13 protein-coding genes are annotated in these 24654 nt (G+C 55.2%); 6 read left to right on the top strand and 7 right to left on the bottom strand.

Translation table 11 applies throughout. The annotated features are described in order from the left end of the window. Window positions 1-340: 340 nt before the first annotated feature. Window positions 341-4879: a T9SS type A sorting domain-containing protein gene (locus tag OEV49_00090; GenBank protein ID MDH3889457.1), complete on the bottom strand. Its 4539-nt coding sequence runs from the start codon at window positions 4877-4879 to the stop codon at window positions 341-343. Window positions 4880-5123: 244 nt separating this feature from the next. Here OEV49_00090 and OEV49_00085 point away from each other — a divergent pair, with 244 nt between their 5' ends. Beyond that, the gene (locus OEV49_00085) at window positions 5124-5654 is read left to right on the top strand and encodes an ECF-type sigma factor (GenBank protein MDH3889456.1); all 531 of its coding nucleotides are present in this window, start codon (window positions 5124-5126) and stop codon (window positions 5652-5654) included. Next, window positions 5651-6334: a hypothetical protein gene (locus OEV49_00080; GenBank protein ID MDH3889455.1), complete on the top strand. Its 684-nt coding sequence runs from the start codon at window positions 5651-5653 to the stop codon at window positions 6332-6334. The genes OEV49_00085 and OEV49_00080 overlap by 4 nt, the downstream gene beginning before the upstream one ends. A gap of 508 nt (window positions 6335-6842) precedes the next feature. Here the strand turns inward: OEV49_00080 and OEV49_00075 are convergent. After that, on the bottom strand, window positions 6843-9734 hold the full coding sequence (locus tag OEV49_00075) for a CHAT domain-containing protein (protein ID MDH3889454.1): 2892 nt from the start codon (window positions 9732-9734) through the stop codon (window positions 6843-6845). Window positions 9735-10070: 336 nt separating this feature from the next. On the opposite strand from OEV49_00075, the gene OEV49_00070 reads away from it, so the two are divergent. Then, window positions 10071-11102 carry a zinc-dependent alcohol dehydrogenase gene (locus tag OEV49_00070; GenBank protein MDH3889453.1) on the top strand — a complete coding sequence of 344 codons (1032 nt, stop codon included), beginning with the start codon at window positions 10071-10073 and terminating at the stop codon, window positions 11100-11102. Window positions 11103-11259: 157 nt separating this feature from the next. On the opposite strand, the gene OEV49_00065 is transcribed toward OEV49_00070, so the two are convergent. Beyond that, window positions 11260-12705, bottom strand: a complete 1446-nt coding sequence (locus OEV49_00065) for a DNRLRE domain-containing protein (protein MDH3889452.1) — start codon at window positions 12703-12705, stop codon at window positions 11260-11262. 160 nt (window positions 12706-12865) lie between these two features. Here OEV49_00065 and OEV49_00060 point away from each other — a divergent pair, with 160 nt between their 5' ends. The 3 genes from OEV49_00060 (at window position 12866) to OEV49_00050 (ending at window position 17848) form a co-directional block, all read left to right on the top strand. Continuing rightward, window positions 12866-13048 (top strand): hypothetical protein, encoded by a 183-nt coding sequence (locus OEV49_00060; protein MDH3889451.1) that lies wholly within the window; start codon window positions 12866-12868, stop codon window positions 13046-13048. Window positions 13049-13469: 421 nt separating this feature from the next. After that, the gene (locus tag OEV49_00055) at window positions 13470-16886 is read left to right on the top strand and encodes a hypothetical protein (protein MDH3889450.1); all 3417 of its coding nucleotides are present in this window, start codon (window positions 13470-13472) and stop codon (window positions 16884-16886) included. 176 nt (window positions 16887-17062) lie between these two features. Then, complete coding sequence (locus OEV49_00050) at window positions 17063-17848, top strand: hypothetical protein (GenBank protein ID MDH3889449.1); 786 nt, start codon at window positions 17063-17065, stop codon at window positions 17846-17848. A 163-nt stretch (window positions 17849-18011) separates the two neighbouring features. On the opposite strand, the gene OEV49_00045 is transcribed toward OEV49_00050, so the two are convergent. The 4 genes from OEV49_00045 to OEV49_00030 all read right to left on the bottom strand — a co-directional run bounded on the left by OEV49_00045 (window position 18012) and on the right by OEV49_00030 (window position 23499). Beyond that, complete coding sequence (locus OEV49_00045) at window positions 18012-18365, bottom strand: hypothetical protein (GenBank protein MDH3889448.1); 354 nt, start codon at window positions 18363-18365, stop codon at window positions 18012-18014. An 87-nt stretch (window positions 18366-18452) separates the two neighbouring features. After that, window positions 18453-19832, bottom strand: coding sequence for a S8 family serine peptidase (locus OEV49_00040; protein ID MDH3889447.1), 1380 nt, complete (start codon window positions 19830-19832; stop codon window positions 18453-18455). Window positions 19833-20435: 603 nt separating this feature from the next. After that, on the bottom strand, window positions 20436-21107 hold the full coding sequence (locus tag OEV49_00035) for a thermonuclease family protein (GenBank protein MDH3889446.1): 672 nt from the start codon (window positions 21105-21107) through the stop codon (window positions 20436-20438). Continuing rightward, a complete protein-coding gene (locus tag OEV49_00030; protein ID MDH3889445.1) occupies window positions 21088-23499 on the bottom strand; it encodes an SMC family ATPase in 2412 nt (803 codons plus the stop codon). The genes OEV49_00035 and OEV49_00030 overlap by 20 nt, the downstream gene beginning before the upstream one ends. Window positions 23500-24654 lie beyond the last annotated feature (1155 nt).

The raw sequence follows: 24654 nt of genomic DNA, 5'->3' as shown, positions 1-24654 counted from the left end.
GTTTGACGCATGTTAATTGCAGAAACTGCCTTAAAGATGATACCATGCAGAACACGCATCTGAGGGTCGAAAAACCTTTCGGCGTCATTGCGCGCGACCAAAGGCACTCGTGCCGTTGGTCGCGCGGCAATCTCATACATCGACTCCGCTCGGCATGACAGGTGTGCAGCGAATCGAGATTGCCGCACCCGCCTGCGGCGGGTTCGCAATGACGCTGGCGAGGGTCTATCGTCAAGCCCCCCCGCCTGGTCGATCAAGAGTATTCTTACGTGTACGACATAACGAAGGGACAGCACATTCAGGTACTGTCCCTTGTCTGAGTACAATTCGATAATGATGGCTATTTCAACAATACCATTTTCCTTGTTTGGCTGAATCGTTGGGTATCCAGGCGATAAAAGTAGACACCACTGGCCACGGCCCGGCCGAACTGATTGCGTCCGTCCCAATCCACCTGGTGCTGACCGGCCGCGAGATGTTCGTTTATAAGCGGCGCCACGATCTGACCGAGCAGATTGAACAGGGTCAGTCGTACATCTGTCTCTTCAGGTAAAGCGAAGCGAATAGTCGTATTCGGGTTGAATGGGTTAGGGTAGTTTGGATACAGTTGGTAGGTTGTGGGAAGCTCGACCGGCCCGGATGAGGCCCTGATACTCGGTACGATAGGACGGGCTCGCCTGTCCGCAACCTTGGCCGAGACTATCCGGCACTCTCCATCGAGTTTTACAATGGGGTAGTCACCGGCCGCGATGATCTCATCGCCGTCGAGATCAAGAAGTCCCAGCTTGGCTATTCCGCCTCGTTGACCGAAAGGCATATCGATCCGGTCTCCGATCAGGTTGGCAGGTGATACTTCGCTCTCGCTTTTCAGTTCGAGTTGAATCCCGCGCAGGTCGACCGGCGACTTCAGGTAGATTGTGGTGGCGCCGGGTTCGATTACCGACTCAATCATTATCCCCAATCCATCACGCCGCGTTTCCTTATCCATGCCTGCCTTGTCGTCACACGGTAGTGGTTCGATACCGCCGTTAAACATGAAGTCTACCACAAAGACCAGATCGCCTATGTCGATTTCTCCACTGGCGTCCACATCGGCCTCCTCCGGGCATGGTGGTTCATCGCCCAGAATGAACATCCAGTCAACCATGTAAACCAGATCGGTAATGTCGGGCGGGACTTCGAATTCGCCGCCGTCGATGTTTCCGCGCATGCCTTCGCAGCAGTCTACGTTCGGTACCAGGGTCAGTTCATGAATCTTATTGTACCCGGACGGATAGTTGTTTGTGGCAGCCGAGTCCAACTGGTATTGGATTCTTGCCATACCGGTCGGGTCGATTGTAAGATCGCCCAGGTATGTGTCGACAGTGTCTTCATCGGCATAGATTGCAGGAGTCTTCCATGTCGGGGCAGGGCTCATTAGGTTCAATTCGGTGTAGCGCAAATTACCGTCGGGCAGCACGCTTACATCGTGTTCATAGCCTACGTAAGTCAGCAGCAACAGATTGTCATGAGCCAGTAACTTCGGCATGGACCCGAAACTCAGGCTGTCGCTGAAGCCAACGGTGTCAACTTGCCACTGTGAGGGTGTTGCCAGGTCGCCCAGGCTGACCGCGACCTGGATGTTATCGCCGAATACGACGGAGTCCAGCAATACGCCCGCGCTGTCATGCAATCCATAGAATTCGTAAGCGACTGCCACCGTGCTGTCCATTCCAATCGCGACGCTGGGATTGAGTGGGCCGCGCGCCGTAGTAACGACAAGGTTGGTGCCGGTAGGTGTACCGGTAGGCGGGATGGTAGTCTGAAGAAGTTCTCGACTACTGGCGTCACTGGCGCCATCCACGGGACTGCCGTCGTGCACCCACACGATCACAGCGTTATCGTTGCGGTCGAAAGTAACGGAGGGTTGGACGTTGTAGCCGGACTGATTCGGAAGCACGGCATGCCACCAGCTAATGCCGTTGTAATACGCAAACCTGATCTTCTGGTTCATCGGATCGTATGACGAGGCGTCATCATTGTAGCTCCACACGGCACAGAGGTGATGATTGGAACTCGCGGCAATGGCCGGACCGCCATCGGCGTATCCATCGTTGGTTAGTTTCTGCGGAGTTCCCCAGGAACCCGAACCGGTGTGATAGGTATTCACGAAGATTTCGTTGGTTTTGTTGACATCGTAGAGTTGATCCAGACTCAGCCCCGAATCGTAAACAGTAGAGTCCGGCTCGGTGGCTCCCACGCTCTCCACCCAGATGGCCACAAAGGCCGTGTCGCCCAGGTTGGTGATGTCGGGGTGGAACTTGGCGTCGTTGCTGGTGGTCATCTTGGCCGGTGCCGTCCAGGCCCATCCGGATGTGGTATCAAGTTTGGAGTAGTAGATTTGTTCATCGCCAGGGGACTGGCTGTTGACGAAGACAGACATGCTGGCCGACCCGTGCGAGGCCAATGCCGGCGGTCCGTAGTACCGGCTGTCTGCAACTGAAGTGGTCATCGGGATCCGTCCTTGGTCCCTGGTTTCACCCGAGGGTAGATGGACGCTTAGGCATGTGTCTATCAAAGTGTAGCTACCTTGGTAGGTGTAGCTGAGTTTCCATGCCTTTACTGTGGCTCGGTATTTCAGATCGAGAAAGAAGCAGGGATCGGCACTGATGTCGAACGAGAAGTCCGGGGCTACTTTGAGACTGCATGGTATACTGAATTCGGTTTCCGCCCAGATACGGGCTTTGGCGCTGGCCGCTCCGCCGAGCAGTTCCAGTTTTCCGTAAGCCTTCACACCGACATCGAGATGCGGCGTAATGGCAACTCCAAACACGTATGGGTCACAAGGTAGCCGCAGGTAAGTGTCATGCTCCAATGAAGCGTCTCGGAGTTTGATGCTGCCGCCGGCTTCGATATTCAGAAGTTTGCCGGCCTTGATTTTTACCATGTATCCCTTGTAGAGCCTGATTGGATCGATTTCAAAAAGACTGGGGAAATCCAGCGTGGCCATGCGAGGTATTTGTCCAAGGTCGGGCCCCAGTTCCCTCGCCGACAAATTGATGTCTCCGCACAGAATACTCCTTCCGTGCAGCTTCATACAGTAGAGACTGGTGACGTCGATGTCCATTGTACCATTCAGATTGAACTCCTGCGATATATCCGCCGAAACACTAAAATCGTACTCGTATGTCACGTTGGGGCGAAAGAAGCGGGCATCGGTGTAATAAACGCGGAATATAGGGTCATACGGCGGGAAGTGAGTATCGATCCTGTACAGTTCGAGCGACGGATCAAAGAGGCTAAGCTGTGGAACCGCCCAGCATCCGCCATCGGCAAACGGTTTGTCTTGCGTGATATATTCTCTCAGCCGAGTGATCGTGGTGGAATCAACGCCCAGGTCCACCCGGTATTCGTGGGTGCCCTCGTCGAGCTGCCACATCACCGTGTCATTGAACACTATCTCATGCGTGTCCAAAGGCATCATCCAGTTGCCGCTGATATCGGAGACATGGAATGTGTACTCGGAAGAGTCGCCGTCATGGAGAACCTTGATCGGCACCGATTCAGGCAGGAAGTGCACCCACGGCTTAAATTGGATATGGACCGGATTGTTGGGTGGGATGTTATTGGCGAAGTGGATGGTTTCGGACGCCTGTACGTCGTGCTCAAAAACGATTTCGATGCCGAAGAGTGAATCCGGCGCCACCATGAAGCAATGAGGACCCGTCCATGATGGTGGCATCGGCGAACCGCCGTTCGGCCACCAGGTCCATGGGCCGGAGCCTGGGGTCCAGCAGGAGTCGATACAAGCAACCATACCGGTGTCGGCGCAGCTGAAAGTGGTGGCGAGGGTCGCCACTGTGCCCTCCCAGTCAGGAGGCAAACCGCCCACAACAGTCAGGTAGTCAAGACTCACAGAATCGGCTCCGGCGCCGTCCAGGCTGTAGGTGAACGTATTCGTCTGAGGAAAAACAGTACTCATGGCGGGATCGACGCTGAAAGTGGGAGTGGCCCAGCTTATAGCGTTGAGTGAATACAGATGAAAACCGTTGGCCAGATGCAAAAGGTCATTGCCGGTGTTGTTCCTGAGATGAATGTTGAAGTCGATAGTTTGTCCGCACAGGATCGTGTTTCCGGGACCGGCCCCGGGACCGCTGATGGTGATGCCCATGCCCGCCGTATCGGACATGTCAACAATCGGGCAGAGCACTACGTTCATCAGGAAGGACTCATCGGTGCCGAAAGCGTCAGGTAACGTCATCCATGCTCCAAAGGCGTAAAGTGAAGATCGACCCAGCCCGCCCGATCCGTCGTCCGAGATGATCAACTCATTCTCTCCCATTCCCGGCGCGGCGTCGGTGGCGATGCCTACATGGAAAGTATCGTTCACGACCAGGTTGAGTGATTCCAGATCAAACAGTGTCGAGGCCGGGTAGGAAGAGTATGTTCCGGCCAGTATGGTGTCGGCTGCGATCAGTGTCCCCGGCAATCCGTCGCCGTCGTCTTCGTAGATGGCCAGGTGAAGGTTGTTGTCACCGAACTCGCCGTCCCCGTTGTTGTAGATGGGAATCTCAACTGAGGTCAGAACTTGCGCTCCGTCGCCGTCGAAGCGCATGGCGTACTCGACAATGCCCGAATTCGACGGCAGCGGCCACACGAAGGCGGGGGAGCCCGCATAACTCAAGTCGAGACAGGTATCGACCGCAGAGGCCAGGCGATCAGGCGCCTCTTTCGGATTGATGGCTCTATTCTGATGGTCGAGTGGGGTGGACACCGGCAACTCGATACTAGCCCTGGATCGGTCAATAACCGGCGTTCCAGGTTCGGTGGCGGCAGCCGTCCCAACCATCTGTGTGACGATGATCAGTAATGATGCAAGGACCGTGTGGCTGAGTTTCATGATATTGCTCCTTTAGACGTGCTGAGTCATTGTTCTTGGTTCGAAATCTTTATGTCTCATGCTTATGCCCTATGTGCCACCCGAGCGCCAAACCTAACTGACGATGTTCAAGAAAACTCAGAAATGATCCGGGCGGTCCCAAGGAAAACTCTCACTCTGGATCGGGGCTCTTTGTTCCTTGACACCGAAATAGTCTACCTACATTAATAGAGAAGACACATTCAGTCCTGAAAGTCTGTTCACAATGGAGCAATTGGTCGAAAACGCCAAAAACGGCGACAAAGCAGCCGAACAAGAACTCTTTCGCGAACTCTCTGTTAGGTTTCGGTGCTTCGCGGCACATAGGGTCGACACAGAAAACGCAGAAGAGATTGCCCAGCAGGCATGCATTACGGTGTTGCAAAAGTACAAAACAGAAACTTTCACCGTCAGCTTTCAGGCCTGGGCTTACGGAGTGCTAAAAATGACTGTCAGACAATTCGGAAGAGACAAAGGACGACGGGCCGACAAGAAAACAGCTCTGGCCCGTGATTTTGAGTGGCCACAGGCCTCACCGTCGCACCCGATGCTCAGACAGTCGTTGCTGGACTGTATCGGCAGGCTGGCCAGATCGTTCTCGAAATATGCCAGAATAGTCAACCTGCGCTACCAGGGTTACAGCACCGAAGAGATTTGCCGCAGAATGGTCTTGAAACCTGAGCAGTATTATGTGTATGTCGGTCGAGGACGATCCATGCTTCGCGACTGTCTGGCCGAAAAAGGGGTTCTGTCATGAATGGATGTATCGACAAAGAGGTTGGAAAACTGCTTCATGACTACGAGATGAACTGGCTGACCGAAGAGAATCAGGAACGTTTTGAGTTGCACTTGATGGACTGCGATTTCTGTACGCAGGAGGTAACTCAGCTTGAATCCACGGCCAGGCTCCTCACCGATGATGATACGGTTAAGGCGGCGGTGCGGCGGTCGGTGAGCGAGAAAGAGAGGGAGACCACCCTGCGGCAACGCCTGGTTCAACTGTTGTGGCCAAAAACAAATCTGTTGATGAGACCTGCCCTGGTTTATCTGCTGGTGGTGCTTTTACTTCCCCTGGCCTATCACGGTATCCTGCGAGACAGGCCGGTCCGGCCTCAGATAGCACCCGTGCACAATGTACAACTGGTGTCAACCAGGGGTGCGACTACAACAATTCGACCGCAGCCGGGGATGGACATGGTGCTGACCTTTGGTTTCGATGGTGCTGTCCCCGGTGATCGTTATGAGGTCCGCGTTCAATCGGAACAACTCGGCTTGGTCTACGAGAACACTCGGCTGTCATTTGATGAACGCCAGACCGCACACCTGCGATTGCCGAACAGTCTCCTGAACGCGGGTGAGTACACTGTCACGATACGCAATCCGAAGGATGTCTCTGCCCTGGGCACGGATACCCTCATGTTTATAATCGAATTCTAATCTCGAAGCCCTTCAACAAGGGGCTTGTTGATAAACCCACGGACTCGTCAGTGCGAGAGGCGCCTTGTGTGCCGTGGCAATCTCAATTCGTTGCACACGTGTCATGCCGAGCGGAGTCGAGGCATGAGATTGGCCCGCCGGTGGCGGGCTCGCGCGCAATGACGCCAAGCGGGCCTTCTTCAACAAGCCCCAAGGTGGCAGGCAAGCCTGTTCTTGGCGCTTCGCGCACACTGCCTAATGCACTCACTGATATAGTCACAGGCCGTGCAGCGCAGGAGAGCGATTTAACCTTCAGGCTGTGACATATTGTGGTTTTGCAGGGTCCTGACCACGCCCTAGGCGTGGTTGTGACCCTGCGACTCTCACTGAGGCGTTGTGTAAAAACAGCCTTTGAAACCTCCGGTTCACACGCTCCCCTTCGACGAACGCAGGAACCGGAGGAACTTACCACTGCGACACAGTCCGATGGTGCCACCCGTAAACGCGCTCGCCCATTCTGCCCGGTTACCTATTTCCAATCGCCACTGGCAATGAAAGGCCCCCAACTGACCGGGTGATCAGAAAGACCTTTGGACCTAAGATCACTCAAAGCGGATAGTTGGAGCTGTCGGAGCTTAAATGGAATACTCTCATCACCAGCCTCATAGAGCCTGGTCATAAAGGTAGCCGTCTGTCGATCCGATACCGCCCACAGTGAACTGATCACCGTCCTGGCCCCGGCCATCTGAAAGGCGCGCCTGAGGCCGTAGACACCCTCACCTTCCTGAACACTGCCAAGCCCGGTTTCGCAGGCCGACAACACCACCAGCTGCGTGCCGGTAAGGTCCATCGATGACAGTTCATAGGCCGTGAGAATGCCGTCTTCGACGTCAGTACTGTCTGTCCCGCCACCCCGGAGATTGGCTCCAGCCAGAAACAATCCCGACAGCAGAAGCGGATGATCCCCGACATAGCTTCCGGTCGAACCATTTATGCGATCTGTATGGCAGGCGGCGCTGATAAAATAACCATGCGTGGCCAGGTGAATGACCCGGTGGCGCGGAGCCATGGCCTTGAAGCGATCTTCGCTGGCCTGGGCCCCGAAGTAGGCCGTTACCCGTTCCTCAGAAGCGCCGCGCCAAGAGTTTGCTATCGCCTCAACCTCGTATTGGCTGAGCGGTAAACTCGATACTCCCGACCACATAAACTCGCTGCACGTCGGAACACTGCCTCTGAGACCGTAGTATCCGGTGCCGATTTTTCCACTGTCACCCCGGGGACCCAGACCGGCCAAGCGCTGGGCAATCGAAGCATCGAAGTCCGGGGCGCCGATAGCAAACAGCCCACTGGCCGGTTTGTCCCGATGTTGCAGCGGAATCAGGTCTCGACCGGCGCTCAGATAGTGTACGGTGGATTTCTCCACGAGGTATTGGCCTTGTTCATCGATTAGGCCGGCAAATGAAACGAGCGACAAGCCGCCGTCCGGCGCAATCATGATCAGCTCCTTGTCGCGCGTGTACGCCTCTATCGGTTGCCAGATTCTCGCCCAGAGCTGTACCGCGATTGTGCGATACCGGGCAAGATCGTCGCCGGACGGCAGACCCGCGGTCTGGGTGGCCAACACCATGTGCTGACGGTATTGGTCGATCAGCTTGTCTGTCTGGGATGCCTCACCCATGTCGATCAGATTGACCACGCCGGTACCGTCGAACACAACGGCCAGGTAGTGAGCAGTGGTACTGTCCTTCTGGGGCTCCGTCAGGTTGTACTTCAAGTACTCCACGAGGACAGCTTGGTCGGGCAACTGGGAGACCAGCCGCTCCACACTGATATCTCTGGACTCCTGCCGCCTTCGATAGCTCAGGCTGCGCCGAGATAGTTCCGCCTCAAGATCCCGGGTTGCGGTTGTGAGTGAGTCCGTCCTCAGGCGAAACCCGGCCGGATCACCGACCGTCCCCCGAACGTACAGCTCGGCCAGTTGATGTTTTGACTGCTTCAGTTTCAGAGCAAGATCGATCGTTGCCGAGTCGGTTTCTGTAACGAGGTTCTTTTGGCGTTCAAAAATAGCATCGGATACCTGACCCTTGGTAGATATGACAGCATCGGCGACCCTGACTTCAGTGGTCGGTGTGGATGCTTCGATATCCAGGTAGCAACTCAGGAGGTTGTCGGTGGAACGGCGCATCAGGTCCGAATAAACCAGCGCGTCCGGTTCGCTCAGTGCGGATGAATTTTCGGTGAAGTTCAGATGCCTGATACCAACCGCTCTATCGGCAGATTCAAGAGCCTCGGCGTAGCTCTTTTGACATCTTTGCAGCGTTGAATAGCCCTCCAGGCTTTCGGCCACAAGATGATGATCATTTCCCAGGACCTTCTGTCTGATCGTCAATGCCTTTTGAAAGTGACTCTCGGCCTCCGTGTACTTGTCCAGCTTGGTAAGCAAAACCGCCAGATTGTTGTGTCCGTCAGCGACCTCCGGATGGTCGGGCCCCAGAGCCTCATCAAGGATTGACAGCGCACGTTGGTAAAGCGGACCCGCTTCGTCATACCTGTGCTGGCTAACGTAGATTCTGGCCAGGTCGGTCATGGTCCCCCCGACCCACGGATGCAGCGATCCCAACGCCTCCTCCATTATAGTCAGGGCGCTGGTTTGGAGCGATTCGGCCTGCGCGTATTGTCCTAACTCCCAATAATAATTGGCCAGGTCGTTCATGCAGGACGCAACTTCCGAGTGGGCCGGTCCAGCCCACTTCTTCCGTATTTCCAAGGCTTGCTCTTCGAGCGGTATAGCTTCGGACAGTCGTCCCTGGCCATGATATATGAGTGCTAACTGATGCAGACTCTGCGCTATGAGTGGGTGTTCGGGTCCCAGCGCTTGTCCGATGATGGCCAGAGCCTGTTTGACCAGTGGCTCTGCCTCGGCCAACCGACCCAAACGACGATACAACTGGGCCAGGTGGATCAGGGCACGTCCCCGCGCGCCGACTTTAATGTGATGCTCACTCGCCTTCAACGCTTTCAGGTAGAGCCGTTCTGCCTCGGCATAGTCACCCAGAACTTGACGGACGTCCGCCCGACTACCCAGCGAGGCGATGGCAACCCGGTCACTCTCTTCGCCCCCGGCTTCACACACGGCTGTTGCACGAAGAAAACAGGAATCGGCTCTTAGGTAGTGTCCTTGTTCCCACAGGAGTCCCCCCAGTTTGTTCCAGGCCTTGGCCACCCTCAGATCTTCTTTTCCGAATCGCTCCTCGGCTAACTTCAGAGCCATTCTGCCAATCACCATAGCCGAGTCAAAGTTCTGGGCAACATTGAGAGATTCGGCCTGGTTGGACAACTCGTCATACGATTGGCTACACACAGGGCGTGGCGGTCCGATGAGGATGACGATTGTGAGCAACAGCAGTTTAAGTCGACGCATCGATGACCTCGGGAAGGTTCACCCGTTTTGAGTGAAGAAGCTAATACCAAATTGCATTGGAGGGGCGAACCGTCCGGTTACATTTTCCCAGCTGTTTCAAGACGCAGGTGACTTTTCCAGCGCGTCCTGTACCTCGTATGTTATAGCCTGCTGCCCGAATTGTCAACCGTCAGGAGGGGCAAAATGGATAACATCGATCCAACGCCGGATACGGCCAAAACAAGTTGCCAAGCACGGGATGGGGCCATAGTATTCAGGGTTGAATGGTTTCACCTGGTGTGACCGTTAAACGGGACGACCGAGTGGCCGCAACACTTTGACGAAAGGAACTCTTGCATGGCTGCTACTATGAAAGCTGCACGGATTCATGCTTATGGCGACGAGCTCATAGTCGAGGACATCGCTGTTCCCCAACCGGGCGCCGGACAGGTACTCATTAAGATAATCGCCAGCGGCGTTTGCCACACCGATTTGCACGCTACCGCAGGCGACATGGCGGGCAATCCGAAACTGCCGTTTGTCCCCGGCCATGAAATCGTCGGACGGGTGGTGTCACTGGGGAAGGACGTCAGCCGAACGAGCGAGGGAGACCTGGTGGGAGTGCCGTCATTGCACTGGGCCTGCGGCCAATGTGAACACTGCACCGGCGGCTGGGAGACATTGTGCTTAAGGCAACTGGCCACTGGCTACTCTGTCGATGGTGGCTTTGCCGAGTACGTCGTAGCGCCGAGCGACTTCGTCGTGCAGATACCGGAGCAGGCTGATCCATTTGAGATGGCGCCGATCCTCTGCGCCGGCGTCACCACCTACAAAGGTTTGAAACAGACTCAGGCGAAACACGGCGACTGGGTAGTGATTTCCGGTGTGGGCGGACTGGGGCATGTGGCTGTTCAGTACGCGCGAGTGTTTGGATACAGAGTTGTGGCGGTCGACATCGATGATGACAAACTGGCGCTGGCTGAACGACACGGGGCCGAGTTAACAGTCAACGCCGCCAAAGACGACGCTGTCTCCAGGGTGCACGATGAAACCGGTGGCGCCCACGCCGTACTTGTCACCGCCGCATCCGCCTCGGCCTTTCGTTCCGGCGTAGAGATGCTTCGCCGCGGCGGTGTTTGTGTATTGAATGGTTTGCCGCCGGGAGATTTTCCATTACCTATCTGCAACTTTGTCCTGGCCGCTCAAACGGTAATTGGCTCCATCATTGGAACGCGCAGAGATATGGATGAAGCGGTCAAGCTGGCTGTTGAAGTCGGCATCAGGACTACTGTAGAAAAACAGCCGCTTGAGAATATCAACGAGATTTTCAGGCGCTTGCAGAATGGTCAGGTGGTCGGACGGGTGGTGCTGGATATGACCTCGAACTGAGCTGTATAGCCGCTGACCAATCGGTGTGGGTCGGTCTTCGGACCAGCCTTTCTTGGCGGTCCGCCGCGGCCGATTGCCCCACAGGAAAGGTGAACATAACCAAAACAAAACGGCGGGCCTGTCAAGACCCGCCGCTAGGTCACAATGTGGGGTCATATCAGTCGCAACTGCCGGGGCCGATCTCACCATTGTTGTACGATTCCAAAACGTCTTTCCATTCTAACACCAGATTCCTGGAATCCCGATCGAGTTCTTTCCAGTCGACCCATGAACGATCGGCCAGGAAGGCGTCGGCCTCGTCGATCACGCCTGCAACCTTTTCGGCATCGGCTCCGGATGCAATGTTCAGTTTGGCCGTAAGTAGATGGGCGTACAGCTTGGTAATACCGTTTTTCGGTGAGCCGTAGGTCTTCATGGCGAGTACGTCGGCGGCTGTCTGCGCATCCGCGACAAACAGGCTCATGTCTCCGCCGTCGCTACCTAATGAAAGCGGCAGCAGGTCGCTCAGTTCGTCCAACTGAGGACCAAACCCGGCGTGGTTCTTCCAATACCCTTTCCCTCTGGTACAGCCGGGATCATCGGGATCGTCGGGATCAGGGGGAAGATACATACCAGCCGACCAAAAAGATGCATCCTCACCTTCGGCCACCGTAAGACACACAGTGAGACCTGTTGCCGGGTCGGCATCACTGTCCAACGAGTCATCAGCCGTTTGACCGGGCGGGCTGAAGAGGTATCCTTCGCCGGCGACAAACTCAACCAGGTAACTTCCGGCTGGAAGGTCTGCGAACAAGTAAGCGCCGCCAATATCGGTGGTTGTGGCCAGAACAAAACTGTCCAGGCAATCGTACAGATTCACCACAACGCCCGAGAGACCGGGCTCGTCCTGACCGTGCACGCCGTCCTGATTAACATCGTCCCAAACCTGTCCGCCAATCGAGGCTGGCAGTTGCTGGTTAACAAAGTCGGGCAGGCCAAACCGTATCAGGGCTTGCTTCTCGGCGCTCGGTGTCATCATCTGGGCCACCTGCAAAACAGTGTTACCCTCGGTTGGGTTGTCGGGAAGCATTTGGTCGACAAAAACATCGGCCTGAGCCGTCAGTGTGTCGCAGACCACGTCACCTCCCGGGTCGTAACAGATCACCAGAAAAGGTGCCAGGCTGCCGGTCTCCATACTGGATATGATCTGTGGTGAGAACCCAGACACTGCCTGATCCAACAGCAGTCCGAAATTGGGCTGAGTATCATCGACCCAGTCCTGGACCAGGCCGGTGATGTCGATACTCTGCCAGCCGCTGGTAACGGTTGCAAAAGATCCCTCGACATTGGCGTTGTAGGCACCACCAAAACTATTCCATGTTACAGTCGCCGGTTCCCAATCGGCGGTAATCCGGTGTACATTCACCGGCTGACCGTTGGCAAAACCGACGAACAGATTCAGTTGTACCGAAAGAACCTCCGTAGCGGACAGTTGTGCCTGCGTGTTACCTGTGTTTTCATGGCGCAGAGCCGGACTGCCCGGACCCATAGGTGATTGCTCACGACCGCAGCCCACTACCAAACAAAGTAGGATTGCAGAGATTACTATAACTGACTTTGACATATCAAAAGACTCCTTTCAGCCTCACATGTCCGTAACGTGCCAGTTCTTGTTAAGCAACTTGGATGCACATCGGAAAACATTTCTTGCTTACATTCAAGCTGTTGCTGGAAGGGGGTATAGATACATCAAGGTGGCATGTTCATACAAAGCGGAGGCTGTTTTGCTGTTCAGAACCTGCGCAGCGATACTATACCTGAACAAAAACCAATGGTGGTGCAGACCGACGCCACCCTGCTCTGAAGAGGCCGACATAGAAGCCAGTGGTGGTATCGACATTTCCGACCTGGTCTATCTGGTGGACTATATGTTCACCGGCGGTCCGCCGCCGCCGTCCTGTCCGTGAGCACAGAACTAATTTCCTGTTTTCGCAGCAAAGACGAAGAAACCACACGGCCGTCCCACTTCGGTGGGGCGGCCGCTCTCACATTGTAACTTTCCGACGCCACCCCATCGAAGGATAGGTCACTCCGTACACAGGGTATAACACGCATATTTTTATTGTTTTCAGTTGACAAGGGCTCAACAGGTGGTATAATGTGGGTGAATTCTAAAAAAGCCCTCCTAGGCCCTGCCTGTCCTCCCCGTGTGCTTGATCCTTAGCAGGCAGGGCTTCTCCTTGCCCAAAATCCAGGCTGGCGGTCGATTCCGACCTCGTTTTGGCTTGGAGGAATGTGGGTTGAGCACTATATTATTCCTGCCCGTCGCAGGACAAACCGTCAGATTGCAGCATCGACGCGGGCAAACCAGATTATCGGAGGTCCCACATGAAGGTCCCGCCGCAGTTCCTTGCGTCGCTGGTCATTGTCATCGGCTCCATCACCATTTCTTCCTCAGCGCGGGACAACAAATCCGAACCCTCCCCCCACCCGTTCAAATCCGAGACCGAACAACGGGCCAAATCTCTCCATGCGTCGGCCGCTGGGTTAACCAGCTTTGGCCTCCACCGAACGGCGAAGATCGAAGCTACTGTCAACTGTAACGGCACGGCCGGTAGCGGCTATTATCCGGGGGTAGTTCCGGCCGACACGGGAGCGCCCGATCTGAGTTTCATCACGCCGCCGGGAAGCCAAGTCGAGTATCTGTATGGAATGGCGGTGTGGGTTGGCGGTATCGTTGGTACGGACACTCTGGTGTCGGTCGGAGCCGACGGTTGGTCGACCGGTGGAGGTGAGTTGTTCGCGCCTCTTTGGTCGCAATCAGGTTCGATGGCCGAAGTCGATCACATCGCTGACAATTCACTCACAGCCAATTGCGTTGATACTTTTACCGCCGGCGTCGACCCGGACTACTTTGGACGGCCCCATATACCCATGAACCTGGACATAGTTTTGGCCTCTCACTCATGGGATCAGCCGGGCCTGGACGAGATAATTGTTTATGATCTGGGCGTGACAAATATCGGCGCTGACAGTGTTCACGACGCCTACATCGGGATTTTCGTTGATGCCGATGTTTGTTATGAATGCAGCGGGACCTATGGACACGGCGACGATCTGGCCGGGTCCATCCCCGAGCACCAGATTGGTTACGTCATTGACAACGATGGTGACCATCTGTACTCTCCGTATACGACGCCAAAGATACTGGCCCTAAAGTGGCTGCACAGTTCCTTTGAAATCTCCGACACCGCTTTCAACTGGTGGATCAGTAATTCCAATACGACTCTCGACTTTGGACCCCGGCTGAAGGGTTCTCCGAACGATCCCTTCATGGATTTTGGAACCGGTGGCAAAGGTACTCCCGAAGGGGATGTCAACAAGTACTACCTCCTGAGTCATGTCGAGTGGGACTACGACCAGGTACAGACGGCATCGATCCTGCCGGATGACTCGATTTGGATGTACCCCGATCAAGCCCACGCGCAGGATTTTGCCGATGGCTACGACGCTCGGTTTCTTATGTCTATGGGTCCGTTCGAACTGCCACCGGGCGCCACCGAGCGCGTTCTGTTTGCGGCCTTCACCGCCGACAGTGTGCATGTAGACACTACCAACGCCTACAACCTGCCGGATGATCCGGATACCTATCTGGCCAATCTCAATTTCGACAACTTGCTGGCCAACGCCACGATGGCCGATTCGCTCGGTCAGTTGGTAAGGAACACTCCTTATCCGGTCTCGGGTTTGAGAGTCTCGTACAAGACCATATCCACCGTAACTGTGAGCTGGCAGCGAGCACCTTTTCTCAATCTTGATGGCTACAAAGTCTATTTCAGCCAGATACCACCTGAGATGTTGCCATATCCGGGTGTCGTGGCGCCGTGGCTCAGACCAGAGGAATTGGTGCTTGAGGCCGAGCTCTCTACTTCTCAGACCGAGTATACATTCGAGAACCTCGATCCCAGCCTCTTTTACTTTGTCAATGTGGCCAGCGTGGCCGAAGGCAGTGTAGGTGACCCGGGGAGTCCATTATTCATACGGTCGGGCGGACCATCCAACCAGAGTCCAACGTTGCCGACTGAATACTTGTTTCTGCAGGAAACTGAACCGGCCACGATCGAGTGGACAGCTCCCCAGGGAGTGGTGGTCGATCATTATCTGTTCTACCGGGGCGACTCAGCCGACATCGCGATCAAGTATCACCCCTTTTACGACGAGGGTGAGGCAGCCGATAGTATCGTACCGCTCGACAGTTTCTACATCGCAGATGAAGACAAGACCTATTACTATTATGCCCTTGAGCCTCACACAGAACTTGAGCCTTCAACCACAAGCTATCTCGATCTGGGGCCGGTCGATGACCATGTATACTTTGTCAACGCCGTGGACGAGTATGGGTACGAGACGCCTTTTTCCAACCAGACACAGCTACACTTTATCGAGCCTCGGACCAGGGACATTTTGGTTATGATAGGCAGACCCATCCCGGCAATGGCTGTCGCCCCGTCGGCTCTTATGGAGTTTTACGACTCGCTGCTTGTGGGATATGACCACGACTATTACTTAGTCGGAGACAGCATCCGATCTCAGTACTGTCCCGACGGATTCCCGCAGTGTGTCGATTGGCATGACTTCATGCGCTATAGCGTGGTGATTGTCGACGGTGACTTCGCCCATAATATTCTGTCCCCCGATTACGAAGATCAGATGCGAGGATTTACGCGTTATCTGCTCTCGGGGGGAACTCTGGCCGCCTTTGGTTCTTTGTCAGCACTGAACGGTTTTGGATCCCACAGTCCGCCCACTGTTCACAAAACCTATCACTGGTTTATCTCGCGGTTTTTCGGTGTCGATTCAGTAGCGTCCATGTCCTGGATCTACTGTGGCCCGGAGACGTATTGTCACCAACAAACGGGATTCACATGGGCGGAGAGTGTTAACGGATCCATGCCCGACATGGTTTATGACCCTGCAAACGATTTCTTTACACCGATTGCCCAGATGTTCTGGCCGTGCGGACAGTGTGCGCCGGACGTCGCTTCCTTCAGAGTGAACGAGGATGCCGAAGTCACCCATGTAGCCCATACACTTTATCCGAATACTTCAATACATGAGGGTGATCCTATCGGGCTGACCGTCGACAACGAGGGGACGAAAGTATGGTGGTTCGGTTTCCACCTTTGGTACATGGAACAACCGGCGGCGAGGGACTTGATCGAAGCTATCTACCCATCGCCCATGGGGAAGGTTGAAATCGAACCGGACACCATAAGCGCTACGGCCCTGCACGCCCTTGAACCGGACACCGTGACGATCTACTTCGGCGATCTTAACGATGGGCACACGGTCGGGGATATTGATCAATCCTCTCTGGCCATCAACGGCGCTCTGGTGCCGTCGTCGGTCGAATTGCTGCCGACCCACCCGGACTTCATCGGCGAGGCGGTGGCGTTGGATCTCTCAGCGATAGATTTCTTAAGTGGTTATGAGATAGCCTGGGGAATGACCAATCGCGGCTACACCCTCACCGGCCTCTTCAACGACGGCGACTCATTGACGGCCGGAGGCTGGTTCATCCTGGCCGGCCACCGGGCGGGTGATATTACGCTCGATGGCAGTGTCGATATTTCCGATCTGTTGTACATCATCGACTTCATGTTTCGAGCCGGCCCCCCTCCGGAATTCCCGCCGTCGGCGGATGTCGATGCCGACTGCGTAGTGGACATCAGCGATCTGGTCTATCTGGTCGAATACTTCTTCGGCGGGGGTACAGCGCCGCAGCGCGGATGTGCCATCGACTGAGTTTCAACAGACATCAAGGCCCTGGCGCAAACTGCCGAATCTAATGGTGTAAAGGCGGTAGTGCGCAAAATGTCGCTTGTCAAAGTGCGTATAAACTGTATATTGGGTCGATACGACAGTTTGCGGTTTACTCGCTATTGGTCCCGCCAACTATAGCGTTCACTCTGGAGGATACAATGAAGCGGATTGCTTCTTTGGCCGTTTTTTTCTTATTGCTATGTTTTGTCGCCTCGCCGATTATGGCGCAGGGCGCGGTGAGTCTCGACCATGTCGACGGTGAGGGTGACCCCGGGCAGATTGCCGCCGGAGGCACCGTTACCTTCCACATTCGCCTCAACAACACGACCAGTTTCGATCTGCTGGGTTCCACCAACGGTTTCAGATTATACTCACCCGATGGTGGCACTTGGTCGCCGATAGTCGGTGACACAGCCAGCATCGGTTGGGGTGATGTTTTCGATGGTGGTCTCTTTCTTACGCCGGGGAGTGTCACCGGTTCGGGCGCCGACACCATCGGCTTTGGTGGTTTTGCCATGGTGAAGCCGGGTATGGTTGTTGGGTTCAACCAGGTGGTTTTCTCTATTTCGACTGAGATAGATCCCTCTCAAAACGGCAAGACATACTGTATCGATTCGTCATACTACCCGCCGGCCGGGTACTGGTTCTGGTCGCACTCGACCAACGGCACCAGTACGCCCACCTGGGACGGCCCGCACTGCTATGTTGCCTCCGGCTGCTGTATAGGTATCCGCGGCAATGTCGACGGCGACCCCGGCGAAAATATCGACATCTCCGATTTGGTGTACATGGTCGACCACATGTTCACCGGCGGCCCTTCGGCGCCTTGCTTTGACGAAGCCAACGTCAACGGAGACACCGAGCCCAATATAGATATTTCCGATTTGGTATACATGGTCGACTTCATGTTCACCGGCGGCCCAGCACCGGTGGATTGCTTCTAACGTCCAGGCGTGAGCAGACCCTCGGTTTGCCCCGATGGCTGCGTGTCGCACCGGGACCCACACCACGCATAACAAACTCAACGCCCGACCGAGAACGGTCGGGCGTTTCTTACCTGATGGGAGAAACCAGGCAATCGTTCAAGCACTGGTTGTCATTTTCTGCTTAGAACAATTCCGGTTCGGCGCCGATTGTGATCTGGTGTACGAACTGTTCGATTTCGGGTGGAGCCTGGGGTGGCGAAGAGGCTTCCCACAAGGGCCGTCCCGGACCAGCATCAATCCGACGTAGTGCGCAGCTGAAGATCGATTCAAACAGCGGCTTCGCTGCTTTCCCGGCCAGACCGAAGGCGGTGGCATGACATTCCACGCCAAGCGAGGCCAACCATCGCCGGCATCGCTCAATGTGTTCGCTACTGGGGCGATGTTGATCGATCGTCGCCAGGGAGGCATCCTGACCCGACCCCGGTGCCTTGACCGTTAGATCGAACTGCACTTGCTGTTGGGGACTCTCTGGCATGTCATCTCTCTCTTAAAGTGGCGGCAACTCTCGCCAAAAGGCGAAAGCTGCCGCAGAACAATGATCAGACACAGACCGGCAGTCGGTTTATAATACTGTCTCCATGGCTCGTTCGGCGTCTACCAGCCCGTATCCGGTGGCCAGGTCCGGTCCTGGAACGGCGCTCTTGTTCATGGAGTTCTTGCCGACTGTGATATCACGCGCCGTGTACTTCAGTATATTCTTGATGTCATTGGGTGTCAAGGTCGGGTCAGCCTCTTTCAACAGAGCGCAGACACCGGCCACCATCGGACTGGCCGCCGAGGTTCCGCTGAAAGCGCCCCAGCCACCGGCTTTCTCCAGACTACAGCCCTTCTGAACAGGCAGAACAATGTAGTCTGCGGAGGGCGGCGCACCGCACAACCCGGATATGTCCGGCACATCGCGTCCCGGGAACCAGGTTGACTCGAAACCGCTGGTGTACCTGGTGGCTGAGTAGTTCAGTTTCTCATCGACTACTACGCCCCCGACGCTGATGACTTCCGGCATGCTGCCGGGGAAACCAAAGTGGCCGTTACCAGCCGAGAAGCAAACGGTGATACCTTTACTCACGGCGTCGAGAACGGCCAGATAGAGCGGCTTCAGCCAACTCGGCATGCTTGTCCCCGGTAAATCTTCACTATAACCCCAACTGCAGGTGATAATGTCGGCGCGCAACTCGACGGCGGTTTTGATGGCCAGCGTAGTGTTGCCTTTTTTCAACCCGATGAAGTTGATGCCGGGGGCCGTGGCCAGTAGATTGGCACATTCGCCGGTGCCGTGACCGCTGGCATCAGACGTATAGTCGATAACATCGGGGGTCGTCACGGCCAGAAAATTGTACCCCTGTTCCTTGAAGTAGGGATGGTGATAGAATCCGGTATCCGGCATAACCACCCTCACACCATCGCCGGTAATGCCTTTCTTGTGCACCGACGAAGCCTTCATTATTTGGGCAACGTCGACCGGCACCCGCAGGCGAAACTTGTCCTTCCAGAACGGCGGTATCGGACGCTCACCGGCGAACAGTATAGGATCGTGCTGGATGTATGCTTTCTCGATGAGTTTATCGAGATTATCCTCTGTAGGAAGTTTCCAGTCCTCACCTTTCTTGGGTGCCCGCATCACGTAATCGGCGGGGGCCAGAGCTTTCTTGGGCGGTCGGTGCTGGCTGATCTTTGTACCGAAAAACGACTCGAATTTCGCTTCGGGACAGGAAGCGGAAATGCTGAACTCACCTATGTGGTGAACGGTGATGTCGTTCTTTTGTAGTTTCCGCGCAGCTTTGATACTCCGCCCCTTGGGAGACCGGAACTCGTCCAGGTTGGCAATAGTGGGAAAGGCATCGGGGTCGAAAACCGACCTGCTTTCACCCTCCGGTTTTACCACTACCTCGAACCGAACTTCGGAACCGTCTGCTTTGGCCGACGATGGTTTTACACTGGCCATAACAAAACTCCTTTTTTGTGATCGCTGACCAACCAGCCGCCCCATCCTGCCTCACCGTCCTGTTCGTTCCTTTCAGAACGGAAAGATTCGGGAGCTTTAAGTTGCTCAAGCACGGGCGAACGGATTAATCCGGCGACAAGTAATCGACGATCTTGTTTTGATCCGTAAAAGGGGCACGGCACGAAGACATGACTCAAAGAGGCTGCCCCTCCCTAATGGCTTCAGTATAGTTTGATCCGGAGGTCGAGTCAACAGTATTGTCAAGCCGGACTTGGTCGAATTCCGGATTCCGCATACGAAGACTGGATACTGACCTCCGTCAGTATGACCGGGCACGCTCTCTCTTGTAGGTCGGGACCTTTATGGTCCCGACAGGTGCGTCAGCACCACCAGGATTCCCGACGATTTGGCGGGTTTGAGGGCGGACCCGGCCATCATGATTAGTGTCCGGCATGCATGTTGTTTTTTGGCATAAGCACATCTGATTGCGGTTGATGGGGTGTGCCTGGCGCGCAGATGAAGATGTCGAAACCCGCCTTCGGCGACCCTTCGGGTCAGGGGTTTCGACCTACAAGAAACGGGGGACTAGACCGCCCGCCCCATCTACGGCTTACAACTGCGGCAGGGGGAGAGGCCTTCGAATAAAGCGCTATCGCGAGTGTCGAACATGCGATATCGATCAGGGCGGTACTCACCCACATACTCGCAACCGGGACGATGAAACCGAAAACTTCGATATGTCGCCAGGTAGTGTTCTTCCGGTGTGCGGACAAGAGAGAAAAGACCAAGGCCCGACTCCATTGCCCGATGTTGGGCCGCCAACAGTCGCTGGACCAGAGGGCGGTTAAGATCATTGTTGTCGAACAACAGAAGGTATCCTAAACCTCGTTCCAGTATAGCCTCCCCGGCAAAAACAGAGTCGATAAACAAGCAACCCAGCAACCGTCCGTACTTGTCTCGACGTTCTCGGATGTACTCCACCCGTGCCGACTGGTGCAAGGCTATGTCGGTCAGGAACTGCTTGGCTTCTTCGAAGAATGGTTCGTCGATCTCAGGTGTGTCGATATTGGCCAGTCTCAGTTTGTCGCCGCCGGCCAACTCGACCGTGTCGCCGTCGATGACCGTCACAATGATCCAACGATCATCCGGTTTGAGGTCAACACCGATGTCCTCGGCCAGCCGGTAACAGACAATCACGGCGGTGATCAGAATCACCAACGAGACCCGGATAAGGGTCCGGCCCTTGGGCCCAAATCTAACCAACGGCGACTTCATTGACGATCACCTCCGAGTAGCCCTGTGAGGTCGGCCTGACTTCGATCAACTCTTCGACCCGGTCCCTAATGTCCTCGACATGCGTGATCAACAAAAGCTGGGGGAACCGGTTTTTGAGTGAGCCGAGGGCGCCAATAATGAGCTCCTTGCGCTCATTGTCCTGCGAACCAAACACCTCATCCAGGATGACAAATGATCGACTCAGCCCGGCCGACTCGGTCAGGGCCAATGAGATGGCTAGCCTCAGGCAGAGATTGGCCAGGTCCTTCTCGCCGCCGGAGAAACGTTCGACGCCGAAAAACTGCCCGGAATCCCATACTCGCAGGTTATACTTTTCGTCAAGCTCGACCATACTGTATTTCCCGCCGGTCATGTCCGAGAACAGTCCGCTCGACAGGTCAGCCAGCCGTGGCCGGATACGTGTGATCAGATGCTGCCTGAACTCAGCCATCAGCAGGCCCAGTTTCTCGCGATGGTAACGGGAGGTCTGATGCTCTTCCAGTTCGGCTTCGGCTTTTTCAAGAGCTTGCTTTTGCCGGAGCTTCTCATTCATCTCCGACTGTGTGATCTCGACGTCTTTCGTGTGCGCATATTGCTCGCCGCGCGCTTTGTCGAGATGTTCTTGTGCAGTTACCAGCTCGGTCGCTACCTGATCGGCTGCTTTCTGATCATAGTTCAAGGCGGTCAGCCGTGCGTTTAACTTATCGATTGCACCCGCCGCCTGGTTCAGTTTGGTTTTGGTCTCGGTGGACTCTTTGGACACCACCGGCAGGCGATCCAGTTTGCCCAACAATAGCTGCCGCTGATTCTGGCCCTCCTCCAGTTGGGCCAATTGCTCCGATAACCGAGTGTGAGCCTCTTCGTCCAGGGTCACTTCGGCAGTCTGAGCCAACTGCTCGGTGAGCTTGTCGACAGCGGTTGTTAGGTCTGTTTTTCGCTTCTCTAATGTGGCCTGTTCTTTCTCATCTGCGATCCGGTCGACCTCAGCCTCGTATCTTGTCTTGGTTTGCCGGTCGAGTTCCGACCACTGTTTCTTGAGTTGACCACCACCCTTTTCCTGCTTGAGCAGGTCGCGGTCGTGCTCGGCCAATTGCTTTTTTAGGCTGTCCAGTTCCTCAATCAGATGCTTACGAATCGTTGGCAGGTCTTCGCCGAGGGGTCGGTGGCAGCGATCACAGACCGAGTCCGGCCCAAACCTGTCCACCTGACCGACCTGCCGGGTCAGTTTGTCGGCCTGAGTAGCCAGGCTATCACGAGTTGCTTTGAGCCGGCTAAACGAGGTGCGGGCATCTTCCAGATTGCTCTGCGTCTGTTTTAGTTGCTCGGCGACATCAGCAGGTATTGCCTTCAGCTTGGCCTTGGTGGACTTCAATCGGCCCTGACCAAGTTCAATCGCGCCTGTGACATTCTTCAAGTCAGAACGGGCAGCCTCAAGCTGTGTTATTATCTGCTTCCGCACGTCTACGCTGCTGCGGGCAGCCTTGTGTTTTTCCAGCTCCCGGCGAACTTTCGGAAGTGCCTGCAAGGTGCCTGCCAGCGTTTTTGCCTGGGTTTTCATTTTGGCCAGCTTGTCGGCCTCTTTCTGCAGGTCGGCTTGCCGCTGCTCAAGTGAGGTCAATGATCCTTGTTCTGCCTGTATCTGAGCCGTCAGTTGTGTCCACTGCGATTTGGTATCCTGAAGCTGCGCCGCTCTATCAGATACCGACTTGACCGCAGCTTCGGCATTCCTGACCCCTGTTTCTATTGAAACCTGGCGACCACTGAGTTGTCCCAAGTGGGTGGTCAGCCGTTCGATCTCGGCAGCCAGGTTGGTCCGATGGCTTAACTGCTGCTCCATGAATTCGATTTGACGTGATTCCAGGCGAAGGTCTTCTTTCAGCTTGATTATGCCTCGATCAAGCCGTTCGATACCAAGCATCCCGGCAAGATGGTCCCGACGTTTGGAGGGCTGAAGATCCGAGAGGGCGTTCAACTCCTGCTGGCGGGCCAGGAACGATGTCAGAAACCCCTTGAAATCCAGCCCCAAAAGCTGGCCGACATACTGCCGAGTCTCGTTTACGCCCACCGATTCGGCCGCTTCACCCCGGAACAATTCCACTTCGGCCTTTTCCTTCCTACCCACCAACCGGCGTGTCACTTTATAGGGCACGTCATTTACCTCGAAATCCAAAGTGACCTCGCAGTTTTCACCGGCACCGGCAAACTGAGACTTAATCTCATCTTTACCGCTGCGTGCCGCCTGGTTGCCGTAGAGCACCCAGGCAATTGCCTCCACCAGTGAGGACTTGCCGGCGCCGTTGGGGCCGATCACACCGATGACGCGATCCGGCAACGGCAGTGTCGCCTTTCTGATAACCCGGAAGTTATTTATGTCCAATGAGAGCAGGCGCATCTGATAGCTAAGAAACCTGCCACCTAACCCACCTGTCAAGGACATTGTGAGGCCAAAGCCGTTCAAACGGAATAACAAACAAAGCTGCCCCGGATGGAGCAGCCTCGGCCAGTCATTAACGTACCTCCTCGGTTTAACATTGACACCGGCGAAAAGGCGGGGTCAGCCGACAAAAGCTATACTATTGCTTCATTAGCACCCAGATCCACTCCAACATCCAATCCAATAGCAGTCACATGGCTCGCCAGAGCCGAGTATGCGTCCATCGCACTGGATCAGGTAATATGGTGTTGGTTCCGAGCAGAGAGGCCCGGTGTCGCATGTCGAGTCGTGAATCGGCGGGAATACAGGTGCGCACTTGTCTGCTTCCGCGTTGGGAGCCACGAACATCGTGAGGCCAACCCCGATGAGGACGGCCGCCATGAATACAGTTCCTGTGAGAAGCATCCTTTTCATAATTCACCTCCATGATGAGTTACAGGTTTTGAACTGTCTCGGTTTTACCTTTCCAGATGAAAGCGACTGACCCTGTATGACAGTAGTGCCATCGCCTGTCGCCGGTGTTTTGTTTGACAATCGCAGCCATGAGTTCGTGAGCAGCCGAGGTGGCCCTTCAGGCCATGAGCGTCACCGTTGGGTGACCGGGGCATACCCTTGTCTCCTCGAATTGACTCCGGCTGAATACTGGTCATGTTTCCCTATCCGGTTTTGCTTACACCATACAGAGCGGCAGTGCCTGGCCCTGGCATTGCATATCTGAAAAAGGTGAAAATAGTCTCGGTTTTCGAGTTGGCATTAAATGGGGTTTCTGTGACTTTTACCGGGTCCACGGGAATCGGTCTGGCCAATCCCCTCTTGAGCCGGGGCAGAAGTGGACCTCCGCTACGCCCAGAGCGTCCGATCCGCCCGACAACCGGGAGAAGATGGTATAATTGGGGCGAAAACCGACCTGAAGGTGAAAAAATGCACTTAAAACGGCAATATTTTCCTTGACAATAAGCCATTTCCCTGTACTTTGCTTACTGAGCGTGTGTAAGTTACGTGCAGTGCCCGAGAGCCATACCAGTCACTAATCGTAACCGCACATAAGTACTTCTTTTTGATTGACTAAATAGTGCTAACGTTTTTGACCTGATGGCTGATAAAGCTCAAGGT

The organism is Candidatus Zixiibacteriota bacterium (assembly GCA_029860345.1).
GTDB lineage: Bacteria > Zixibacteria > MSB-5A5 > GN15 > FEB-12 > JAJRTA01.
Note: the sequence above shows the minus strand (reverse complement) of the source record. Positions and strands in the feature narration are given on the sequence as shown.